The 11,549-nt window shown below is 71.8% G+C and carries 6 protein-coding genes; 2 read left to right on the top strand and 4 right to left on the bottom strand.

The window, feature by feature from the left end:
- Positions 1 to 1,063: 1,063 nt before the first annotated feature.
- Both OG335_RS06420 and OG335_RS06415 read left to right on the top strand, forming a co-directional pair.
- Complete coding sequence (locus OG335_RS06420) at positions 1,064 to 1,585, top strand: nuclear transport factor 2 family protein (RefSeq protein WP_405010028.1); 522 nt, start codon at positions 1,064 to 1,066, stop codon at positions 1,583 to 1,585.
- Positions 1,586 to 2,254: 669 nt separating this feature from the next.
- Positions 2,255 to 3,808, top strand: coding sequence for an ABC transporter substrate-binding protein (locus OG335_RS06415; protein ID WP_405010027.1), 1,554 nt, complete (start codon positions 2,255 to 2,257; stop codon positions 3,806 to 3,808).
- A gap of 237 nt (positions 3,809 to 4,045) precedes the next feature.
- Here OG335_RS06415 and OG335_RS06410 read toward each other — a convergent pair whose 3' ends face one another.
- From OG335_RS06410 to OG335_RS06395, 4 genes are all read right to left on the bottom strand, one after another.
- Complete coding sequence (locus tag OG335_RS06410; RefSeq protein ID WP_405010026.1) at positions 4,046 to 5,785, bottom strand: CocE/NonD family hydrolase; 1,740 nt, start codon at positions 5,783 to 5,785, stop codon at positions 4,046 to 4,048.
- Between the two features lie 448 nt (positions 5,786 to 6,233).
- Positions 6,234 to 7,220, bottom strand: a complete 987-nt coding sequence (gene meaB, locus OG335_RS06405; RefSeq protein ID WP_405010025.1) for a methylmalonyl Co-A mutase-associated GTPase MeaB — start codon at positions 7,218 to 7,220, stop codon at positions 6,234 to 6,236.
- Positions 7,221 to 7,234: 14 nt separating this feature from the next.
- A complete protein-coding gene (scpA, locus tag OG335_RS06400; RefSeq protein WP_405010024.1) occupies positions 7,235 to 9,463 on the bottom strand; it encodes a methylmalonyl-CoA mutase in 2,229 nt (742 codons plus the stop codon).
- Positions 9,463 to 11,301, bottom strand: coding sequence for a methylmalonyl-CoA mutase family protein (locus OG335_RS06395; RefSeq protein ID WP_405010023.1), 1,839 nt, complete (start codon positions 11,299 to 11,301; stop codon positions 9,463 to 9,465). Before OG335_RS06395 ends, scpA begins: the two co-directional genes overlap by 1 nt.
- Between the last annotated feature and the right edge of the window lie 248 nt (positions 11,302 to 11,549).

Raw genomic sequence — 11,549 nt, 5'->3', positions numbered from 1 at the left:
CCATCGGCAACCGGGCGTTGTCATGGACGCCGCTGGGGCGATGGCGGTGGGCGACGGTGGTCGCGGTCGCCCCGGAACGCCGGCGCGTCCTCCGGCCGGGTGCCGCAGCGCCCGCCGCCGGAGTGCCGGACGGCCCCGACGCCGTCGTGGCCGGCGGCCGAGGCGTCGGGCCCGTGCGAACCGGTGGTGGGTGTCGGCACGGTCGTGGTACTCGATTCTGGCTGGGCGGCGGTTCGGGCGCGCGTGGTGGCGGATGCCGGCGCCAGGGTGCCGGCGAGGACGTCGGCGCCCGGCCCGCACGGTGCCGGGACGAAGGGGCTGCGACGGGCGACGGCAGTGCCGACCGGGTTCGCGCGGCTCCGCGCGACGCGGTGCTCGCTGTGGTGAACCTGATCCGAGCTGCCGCCGCTGAGCCGTCGCAGGCCCGGCGGAAGAGATTGCCGTCATGGGCACCGTAGGAGGAGGCATAGTGAAGTGTCAACATTTCTGCCATGTTTCACCGAGGTCGGCCAGTCATGAACCCCTGGGGTCCGGGATCGCCCCACCCGGCGATGGACCTCTGACATCTGATCCGTTCCAGGTGGGGAGCCGTATGGGGCTGTAGCGGCGCCAGGATCCGCCACCCCGGGGGAGCATCCTCGGTGTTCGCCCCCGGTTTCCGGCGGGTAGCGCCCGGCCGCTCGGCATGACGAAGAGTGTTGACAGTCTTTCGGTGGCTCCTGATGATGGTGCCCATGCCCGCCACTCCTTCCGTCGGCCCCGTGCCGTCTCCGGGCACGGCGGGGGCCGATCCGACCGCTGCCTTGCCGGAGCCGCCGGACGGTAGTGCCGTTATCGCAGGCTGACTCTTGATCGACACCGCACGCACGCCGGGACGTGCCGCCACAACCGCGGGGCCGGAGAACACGCCCCGTCGACAGGCGCACGCGGCATCCCGCCCGGACCGCGCTCGCGCGGCCGGCGCCACGGCACCGTCCCGGGGTGAATCGGCGTGGCGGGCGAACGATCGTGCTGCCATCGGACCTTCCACCCGGCGGCGGCTTCAAGGACAAGGAGCACGAACATGGCTGAACACGACAAGGCAGAGATCATCGAGGTCCTGAACCTCTACGGTCTCGCACTCGACGCCCACCAGTGGGACCTGTTCGACCGCGTCTTCGCGGAGGACGTGACGGCGGAGTTCGGTCCGGCCGGTGCCGCGTGGAAGGGGCTCGCCGAGTTCAAGCGCTCCTTCGCCGAGTTCCACGAGGGGCTCGACAGCCACCAGCACACGATGATGGGCCACGTGGTGCACGTCGACGGAGACAGGGCCAACGCCTTCAGCTACGGCAACTGGCTCCTCGTGCGCGACTCGGCCGACGGCGGCCCGTCCTGGCAGGGCACGGGCTGGTACGACGACGAGCTCGTCCGGACCGACGGCGGGTGGCGCATCCAGCACCGCGTCTGCCGGCTGATGTCCTGGACCGGCAACCCGCTGGTCCCCGAGCCGAACGCCGAACACCACCCCGACATGCACACGAACGTGCTGCGCCGGCACGCCGAGGAGGGAAGGATCGCCTTCCTGAAGGCCATCCAGGCACAGTAGACACGGAGGCGGCGTCCCGCGGAGCGGCGTAGCGGGGATCTCGGAGCAGTCCCCGGTCGACGGGTGGCCGTCGCGCGTCTCCCGGACCGGACCGGCGCGTCATCGGACCGTGCACGCCGCCCCCGTCCCGCCGCCCCGCTCCGCCCCACGGAGTCACGGCCCGTGCGCCGGGCCCGGCGCACGCCGCAGGAGCCGATCGGGGCCGACGCCCCGCTCGGATCGGCGCCGAGCCGGGCAGGCACACCCCCGCGAAGGGCCGACACGGCCGGCTGCGGACCACGACGGACACCCGCACGGCCGAAGCCGGCTCCGCCACCACCCCGGCGTCGACGAAGGCACGGTCCGCGGCCACGCCCACCCTTCTCCACGTCCGCGTACACCTCCACGGACACCTTCCGCGTCCATCTCCACGTCCGCCTCCACGGACAGCCGTAACCCCGGGCCTGCGGCCGACCCCGACGGGACGGCCGCCCCCGCACGTGCCGACGACCGACCGCGGTCCTGCCCGTTCCCGCGCAGGACCGCGGTTCCGTCCCGGCCCTTCGCCTGCCGGGACCTCCGAGCAGAGCCGGAACGCTTCCGGTTTCCCGGCCGGGAAACCGGAACCCCGTGCGTCCCCACCGCGCATGACGCCACCCCGTGACCCCGGCGTGGGACCCCACCCCCTGCATGGAAGACGAGGACCCGATGCTGCCCGCACCCCGAAGACACCTTGCCGCTGCGTTCTGCCTCTCGACGGTACTGGCGTGCAGCGCCTGCAGTGGTTCAGGCGTCACCGCGTCCGGGGCCGGCGGCCGGACGATCACCATCGCCACCCCGAGCGCACTGCCCGACCTGGACCCGTACTCCTGCACCGGCGGCCAGGACCAGACCATTCTGGGCGCCACCTACGACACCCTGCTGCGCCTCGCCTCCGACGGCAGCTTCCAGCCCTCCCTCGCCACCTCCTGGCGCTACGAGAGCCCGGTCCGGTTCACCCTCCGGCTGCGCGAGGGCGTCACGTTCGCCGACGGGACGCCGCTGGACGCCGAGGCGGTCAAGCGGAACCTGGACCGGGCCAGCCTCTCGGGCGGCGCCGCCACGGCGAACTTCGCCGCCGCGGTCCGCTCGATCGCGACCGAGGGCCCGACCGGCATCGCCCTCACCCTGCACCAGCCGTACCCGGACCTGCCGGCCGTCCTGGCGGGCTGCACCGGCATGATCGTCAACCCCGAGCGCCTCATCACCCCCGAGACGCTGGCCTCCGCCATGGACGGCTCCGGCCCGTACGTCTACGACGCGGCCGGCAGTGACGGCACCCGGTACGTCTTCCACCGCAGGAAGGGCTACTGGGACCAGGACTCCTACCCCTTCGAGAACGCGGTCTTCCAGGTCATCCCCGACATCGAAGCCGGGTACGACGCCCTCGCCGCCGGCCGGGTGGACGTCGCGGCCGGCCCTTCCACCACCCTCCCCGGCACGGGAGCGGCCGCCATCCGCGGTCAGGACGTCGAGTACCTGGTCAACCTGCTCGACCGCGAGGGGACCCGAGTGCCCGCCCTCAAGGACGTACGGGTCCGGCGTGCCCTGAACCAGGCCGTCGACCGGGCCGCGATCAACACCACCTTCTTCGGCGGCACCGGACGGCCCACCGCCCAGGTCGTCCCGCCGGGCGCGCCGGGCTACGACGCGGCACTCGACGGCGCCTACCCCCACGACGTGGCCAAGGCGAAACAGCTCCTCGTCCAGGCCGGCTACCCGAACGGCTTCACCCTGCAGGTGCTGTCCACCCAGAACTTCAAGTCCGACGCCATCCTGCAGCCGGTCATCGCGCAGTGGGCCGCGATCGGGGTCAAGGTCCAGAAGGTCGTGCAGCCGTACGACGAGTACCTGCACAGCCTGGCGAGCAAGGTCTTCCCCGCGGTGGTCATGCCCATCCAGGGCACCCCGCCGTACAGCGCGCTCGTCAACAACTTCGGCGAACGCAGCCAGCGCAACCCCTACCGCAGCACCGACGCCGTCCTCGCCGCGGCCACCCGGCAGGCCTCGGACGCCACCAGCCCCAAGGCGGTGGACGGGCTGCACGGCATGAACGCCCGGCTGATCGACCAGGCCTGGTACGTCGGCATCGGCTCCAGTGCGGTGACCTGGCTCTACAACCCGAAGAAGCTCACCGGCGTCGGCGTCCAGGACGGGGGGTACAGCCCCCGTCTCTACAACTGGCAGCCGGTACAGGATTCCTGACCCGGCCGTCGTCGTCGTACCACTGTGCGCCCGGACCCGCCAGGGTCCGGGTGCACAGTCGTGCGAGGGCCCGTTCTCGTGCCGGAGGAGTTCGGCGGGCCGTTCCCCGCGCCAGGCCGCCGAAGGCGGGGCAGGGCTTCGCCCGTGCTGCGGCCTGCATGGCCGCAGCACGGGCGGGACGACCGCGGAGGCGCTGATTCAGGTCGGTGAACCGGTGCCTCCGCGGCCGAAGCGGAGCTAGGCGGTCCTGACGGGGAGCTGGAGGTAGGACGGGTGCTCGCCGCCGGTGTGGATGATGTGCCTGCCCTGGTTGCGGGGGATGTAGTCGCGGGTCATCGGCATGAGTCCGCCGAGGGCGTTCTGTCCGCTGACGACGAGGCGGAGCTGTTCGCCGGGGTGGAAGACCAGGCCGACCGGGAAGAGGTCGACCTCGATGTCGACGATCTCGCCGGGGCTGAGCTTCTCGGTCCGGTCGAAGGTGTGGGCGGGCACGTCGTCGGTGGTGAGTGCCTTGTCGAGGTGCCGGGCGGAGACGCGCAGGCGTCCGTTGGAGCCCTTGTACCGCAGCACGGAGGCGCCGTTTTCGGTGAGGTCGTGCAGCATCGCGCTGCGACCGGGCACGGTGAACTGCTGCAGTGGGGTGCCGTGGCGGTCGAGCTTCTGGACGAGGACGAACAGGTCCATGTCGTCCGCGCCGTCCGCCTCGACCCGCAGCCGGGCCTTGGGGTAGCCGACCAGCGTCGTCTCCTCGTCGAAACCGACGACGAAGGAGGCCAGGCCCGGGCCGGCTCCGGTGTCGTAGACGGCCTTCGCCTCGCCGGCGGGCGGGGTGGTGGTGAGGGTGCGGGTGAGGCCGTCGAGGTAGTACTTGGTGGAGGTGACGCCTGCCGGGGGGAAGGTGTCCGCGGGCTGGTTGACGCGGTCGCCGCCCTGGAGGTCGAGGAGGCTGTAGCGGACGCGGGGGGTGTGTTCCCAGCCGTTGTCCCGGTCCTTGAGGTAGTGGTCGAAGAAGCGTCGCAGGTCCTCGACGTTCTCGTCCTCGTAGTAGTCGGGCCATTCCTGGGTGTTGTGGATGCGGAGCCACTTGTCCTGGGAGGCGATCCGGCGCCACCCGCGGAAGGTGCCCGCGGTGTGCAGGGTGTTGGAGTAGCTGGCGACGATGTAGGCGGGGACCGTGATCCGCTCGAAGCGGGGGGTCTTGTCCTCCCACAGGTCGTCCACCAGCGGGTGGTGTTCGACTTCGGTGAGGATGTCCTCGCGGAGGTTGTTGCCCTCGTAGCTCTGCTTCTGGAGTCGCTCGGCGAAGCCGGTGTCGGGCATGCCGCCGCGCATGACGAGGTCGCGGTAGACGTCGCTGAGGCCCTCGACGGGGTTGATCGCGGCGAGGTGGGGGGGCTGTTCGGCGGCGGTGAACCACTGGGCGATGGCGAGGTAGGAGGTGCCGGTCATGGCGACCTTGCTGTTGCACCAGTCCTGGACGCCCAGCCATTCGATGAGGTCGTGGCAGTCCTCGCCCTCCTGGCGCCCGAACATCGCGCTGTCGCCTTCGGAGTTGGCGATGCCCCGGGGGTCGGGGTTGCAGACGGCGTAGCCCTGCGCGCACCAGTAGGCCGGGTCGGGGCCCTCGAACTTCTGGAGTCCGGAGAGCGCCCCGTTGTCGATGCCGAGCATGGTGAACAGGCCCAGGACGCTCGGGGCGGTGCCGTGGTTCTTGCCGTAGGGGCTCCAGGCGACGAGGACGGGGACCTTCTCGGTGCCGGCGGGGCGGAAGACGTCGACGCGGATGGTGGTGCCGTCGCGCAGGGTGACGGGGACGTCCTTGTCGAGCACGACGTCGGCGGGCAGTGCCCGGAAGCGGGGATCGATCCGGGAGCCGGCCGGCAGGGTGCGGGTGCCGGGGTCGAACTCGTTCAGCAGCCCGTGTACCGGGCCCGCCTGGTAGTGCGACGGCTCGAACGCCTTCTCATCCTGGATCATTGCCGTTTCCTTCATCTCTGGGTGGGGTCGAGACCGCTGCCGTGCCCTGCCCGGTCGGGCAGGGCACGGCAGGGCTGCCGGAATCGCGGCCGCACGGCCGGCGATGGACGGAGCGGACGGGGGGAACGAAGCCGAGGGCTCGGGAGTGCATCCGTGACCGGTAGCCCTGCATGCCGTACGCTCCTCCGGCGCAGTGCCGGGGGCGATGCGGACTGGTCCGTCCGGCGATCGGCTCGGCGACGGCAGGCCCGGGAGGGGTGGGGGCTCTGCAGACCGGAGCGCGATACATGCATCAATGTAATCTGTAGCCGAGTTCCAGTCCAGGAGTGGGACCTGATCGGGGCCGGCCGACCCGTTCACTCACGGCCCTGTCACCGGAGGCAGCCGCCCGGATGCGCTCCCGGCCCCGCTGCCGGACCTCGGGCGGGGGGTTGCGCGGCGCGACGCCTCAGGTGCCGCTCTCGCGGAACGCGGCCAGGATCCGTCCGGCGGCCAGAGTCGCCGTCAGCCCGCCGTCTCGGACCTGCTGCTCCAGGGCGGGTGCCAGCGCGCGTACCGCCGGATCGGCATGGAGCCGGCCGAGGAGCTCATCGTGGACCATGGCCCAGGTCCAGTCGACCTGTTGGGTGCGGCGGCGTGCGTCGAGGGCGCCGGTGGCGTGGAGGGTGCGGCGGTGCTGTTCCAGGCGTTCCCACAGGGTGTCGAGGCCGGTGTTGTCGCGGCCGCTGCAGGTGAGGACGGGTGGGGTCCATTCGGCGTCCGGTGGCGTCAGCAGGCGGAGGGCGCCGGTGAGTTCGCGGGCGGCGGTTTTGGCGTCGTGTTCGTGGGGGCCGTCGGCTTTGTTGACGGCGATGATGTCGGCGAGTTCGAGGATGCCTTTTTTGATGCCCTGGAGTTGGTCGCCGGTGCGGGCGAGGGTGAGGAGGAGGAAGGTGTCGACCATGTCGGCGACGGTGGTTTCGGACTGTCCGACGCCGACGGTTTCGACGAGGACGGTGTCGTAGCCGGCGGCTTCCATGATGATCATGGATTCGCGGGTGGCGCGGGCGACGCCGCCGAGGGTGCCGGAGGTGGGGGAGGGGCGGACGAAGGCGTTCGGGTCGGTGGCGAGTTTCTCCATGCGGGTCTTGTCGCCGAGGATGGAGCCGCCGGTGCGGGTGGAGGTGGGGTCGACGGCGAGGACCGCGACGTGGTGGCCGCGGCCGGTGAGCATGGTGCCGAGGGCTTCGATGAAGGTGGATTTGCCGACGCCGGGGACGCCGGTGATGCCGATCCGGACCGCGTTGCCGCTGTGCGGCAGCAACTCGGTCAGCATCGCCTGCGCCAGGGACCGGTGGTCGGGCCGGGTCGACTCGACGAGCGTGATGGCGCGGGCGACGACCGCCCGCCCGCCGTCGAGCACCCCCTGCACGTACTGGTCGAGGTCGAGCGCCATGGTGCGTGCCGGCCTCAGAGCTCGTGTCCGAGGTCGGCGGCGAGGGACTTCAGCAGGCCGTACGCCGCGTCCGGGATGACGGTGCCGGGTGGGAAGACGGCGGCGGCGCCCATGTCGAGGAGGGTGGGGATGTCCTGGGGTGGGATGACGCCGCCGACGACGATGGTGATGTCTTCGCGGCCGGCTTGGGCGAGTTCGGCGCGGAGGGCGGGGACGAGGGTGAGGTGTCCGGCGGCGAGGGAGGAGACGCCGACGATGTGGACGTCGGCTTCGACGGCCTGGCGGGCGACTTCGGCGGGGGTCTGGAAGAGGGGGCCGACGTCGACGGTGAAGCCGAGGTCGGCGAAGGCGGTGGCGATGACCTTCTGGCCGCGGTCGTGGCCGTCCTGGCCCATTTTGGCGACGAGGATGCGGGGGCGGCGGCCTTCGGCTTCCTCGAAGCGTTCGACGAGTTCGCGGGTGCGGTGCACGTTTTCGGAGGGTCCTGCTTCGTCGCGGTACACGCCGGAGATGGTACGGATCTGGCCGGAGTGGCGGCCGTAGACGGTTTCCAGGGCGTCGGAGATCTCGCCGACGGTGGCCTTGGCGCGGGCGGCGTTCACGGCGAGGGCGAGGAGGTTGCCGTCGAGGGTGCCGTCGCCGGTGGGGCCGTTGTGGGCGGCGCGGGTGAGGGCGTGCAGGGCGGCGGTGCAGGCGGTTTCGTCGCGTTCGGCGCGCAGTCGGCGGAGTTTTTCGATCTGCTGGGTGCGGACGGAGGTGTTGTCGACGGTGAGGACGTCGATGGGCTGGTCGGTGGCGGTGCGGTATTTGTTGACGCCGATGACGGGCTGGCGGCCGGAGTCGATGCGGGCCTGGGTGCGGGCGGCGGCTTCCTCGATGCGCAGTTTGGGGATGCCGGCGTCGATGGCTTTGGCCATGCCGCCGGCGGCCTCGACTTCCTGGATGTGGGCCCAGGCGCGGGCGGCGAGGTCGTGGGTGAGTTTTTCGACGTAGGCGGAGCCGCCCCAGGGGTCGATGGAGTGGGTGGTGCCGGATTCCTGCTGGAGCATGAGCTGGGTGTTGCGGGCGATGCGGGCGGAGAAGTCGGTGGGCAGGGCGAGGGCTTCGTCGAGGGCGTTGGTGTGCAGGGACTGGGTGTGGCCCTGGGTGGCGGCCATCGCCTCCACGCAGGTGCGCGTCACGTTGTTGAAGACGTCCTGGGCGGTGAGGGACCAGCCGGAGGTCTGTGAGTGGGTGCGCAGGGAGAGGGATTTGGGGTTCTTGGGGTCGAACTGCTTGACGAGTTTGGCCCACAGCAGGCGGGCGGCGCGGAGTTTGGCGATCTCCATGAAGAAGTTCGTGCCGATGGCCCAGAAGAACGACAGGCGCGGGGCGAACGCGTCGACGTCGAGGCCGGTGCCGAGGCCGGCGCGGAGGTATTCGATGCCGTCGGCGAGGGTGTAGGCGAGTTCGAGGTCGGCGGTGGCTCCGGCTTCCTGGATGTGGTATCCGGAGATGGAGATGGAGTTGTAGCGGGGCATCTTCTGGGAGGTGTAGGCGAAGATGTCGGAGATGATCCGCATGGAGGGCTGTGGGGGGTAGATGTAGGTGTTGCGGACCATGAATTCTTTGAGGATGTCGTTCTGGATGGTCCCGGCGAGTTTCTCCGGTGGGACGCCCTGTTCTTCGGCGGCGACGATGTAGAGGGCGAGGACGGGCAGGACGGCGCCGTTCATGGTCATGGAGACGGACATCCTGTCGAGGGGGATGCCGTCGAAGAGTTGGCGCATGTCGTAGATGGAGTCGATGGCGACTCCGGCCATGCCGACGTCGCCGGTGACGCGGGGGTGGTCGCTGTCGTAGCCGCGGTGGGTGGGCAGGTCGAAGGCGACGGAGAGGCCCTTCTGGCCGGCGGCGAGGTTGCGGCGGTAGAAGGCGTTGGATTCTTCGGCGGTGGAGAAGCCGGCGTACTGGCGTACGGTCCAGGGCTGGTTGACGTACATGGTGGGGTAGGGGCCGCGGAGGTAGGGGGCGATGCCGGGGTAGGTGTCGAGGAAGTCGAGGCCGGTGAGGTCGTCGGCGGTGTAGAGGGGTTTGACGCCGATGCCTTCGGGGGTGTCCCACACCAGGTCGTCGACGTCCTTGCCGGTTTCCTGTTGCCAGGCCTGGCGCCACTGCGTGCCGGTCACCGTCGGGGCGGTGCCGTCCGGGTCCAGCCCGATCGTGGTGAAGTCGGGAATCGCATTCCCCGGACGGTCTCCCATCAGGACACTCCCATACGGTCGAGGGCGGCGGAGAGTACGGCGACGGCGTCGCATCCGCCGAAGAGGTAGGAGTCCACGCCGGCGTACTGCCCGGCGGGACCTGCCAGGTACACGTGCTCGGCCCCGGCGGCCCGGAGGTCCCGGGCGAGGGGCTCGGCCTGCTCCGCGTAGAGGGCGTCGCTGGAGCACAGGCAGACCTGGTCCGTTCCGCTCGCCTCGAAACCGCCTTCGGTGACGGGCTCGATGCCGCCCGCCCGGAAGAGGTTGGCGGCGAAGGTGAGGCGCGCGGTGTGCGCGGCGGCGGGCCCGATGGCGGCGAGATGGACGCGGGGCCGGGCGCCGGTCACGGCGAGGTGGGCGTCGGAGCGGGCGCGCAGGGCTTCGAACGCCTCGTCGCGCCGTACTCGGGGCAGGCCGCCGGAGAGTGGTGCGGGTGCGGGTTCGCGGACCAGGGCCTTTTCGGCGAGGTTCGGGAACTCGCTGACGCCGGTGACGGGTTCGCGGCGCTTCGCGAGCGCCTTCGAACGCTCCGCCCAGGTGGCGGCGGTCTGTTCGGCGACGAGGCCGGAGGTGAGGGCGGCCCGCTGGCCGCCGGCGGCCTCGATCTCCTGGAACCACGCCCAGGCGGCGTGCGCGAGCTCGTCGGTGAGCCGCTCCACGTACCAGGAGCCGCCGGCCGGGTCGATCACCCGGGCGAGGTGGGACTCCTCCAGCAGGATCGACTGCGTGTTGCGGGCGATCCTGCGGGCGAACGCGTCCGGCAGGCCGACCGCCTCGTCGAAGGGCAGTACCGTCACCGCGTCCGCCCCGCCCACGCCGGCGGCCAGGCAGGCCACGGTGGTGCGGAGCATGTTCACCCACGGGTCGCGGGCGGTCATCATCACGCGGGAGGTCACCGCGTGCTGGCGCTGCGCGGAGGCCTCCGGCGCCACCCCGGACACCTCGGCCACCCGGGCCCAGAGCCGGCGGGCGGCACGGAACTTGGCGATCGTCAGGAACTGGTCCCCGGTGGCGGCGAGGCGGAACTCCAGCTGGCCGGCGGCCGTGTCGACGGGCAGTCCGGCCGCGGTCAGCGCCCGCAGGTAGGCCACTCCCGTGGCCAGGGCGCAGCCGAGTTCCTGCGCGGGTGAGGCGCCGGCTTCGTGGTAGGGCAGGGCGTCGACGGTCAGGGCGCGCAGGCCCGGGTAGGTCTGCGCGCAGCGGGCGGCGAGCGTCGTGGCGTCGGCGAGCAGCGTGTCGGTGGGGTCGTCGTCGCCGGTGCGGGCGAGCAGGCCCAGCGGGTCGGCGCCGAGTGTGCCGGAGGCGGCGTCGGCGGGCACGTCGCGGGCGGTCAGCAGTGCGAAGAGCTGTTCGGCGGCGGGGGCGAACTCCGCTGCGGCGTCGAGTGCGAGGGCGGCGAGGTCGAGGTAGACGCCGTCCAGCGCGTCCGGCAGTGCCGCGAGGGGCAGCCGGCCGGAGCCGAGCGCGAGCCACAGGGAGGTGGCGCCGTTCTCCAGGTCGGCGAGGACCGCCTCGTTGGTGCGGCGCGGGTCCGGGTCGGCGTGCAGCTGGCGCACGTCCCAGCCGGAGACCGTGGCTCCCTGGGGCCGGCCGCCGCGGACGAACGGCGGGAAGCCGGGGAAGCCGGCGTCGGCCGGGGCGTCCTGGGCGGTGTACAGCGGGCGGGCGCGGAGCCCGTCCTGGAGCTGGGTGGTGAGCGCGTCCTCGGCCTGCTCGCCGCTCGCGGGCTGCGAACCGGATTTGCGCAGCACGCCTTCGACGAGGCGCTGCCACTGCTCACGGGTCGCATCGGGGAACTCGGAGGCCAGGGGAAGCCTGTCGTCGGGCAGGACTGTCATGGAGGTCCTAAAGGAGGCGCTGGACGTGGTGGTGGGGCGGTCACGGCGGGCGGTGGACGTGGCGGAGCCGGGACCGGTTCGTTCGGCGGCGGCCCGGACGGACGGGGTGCGTGTCGCGCCGGGCCGCCCGGCGTACGGGTCGGTGCTCGCCGACGGTGGCGTGCCGTCGCCGTCCACCCCGTCCGTCTCCGCCCCGTCACGCCCGGAGGTGCCGTGGGCGTGACGGGTCCGCATGAGGGTGTGCGGTC

Source organism: Kitasatospora sp. NBC_01539 (genome assembly GCF_045040525.1).
GTDB lineage: Bacteria > Actinomycetota > Actinomycetes > Streptomycetales > Streptomycetaceae > Kitasatospora.
Note: the sequence above shows the minus strand (reverse complement) of the source record. Positions and strands in the feature narration are given on the sequence as shown.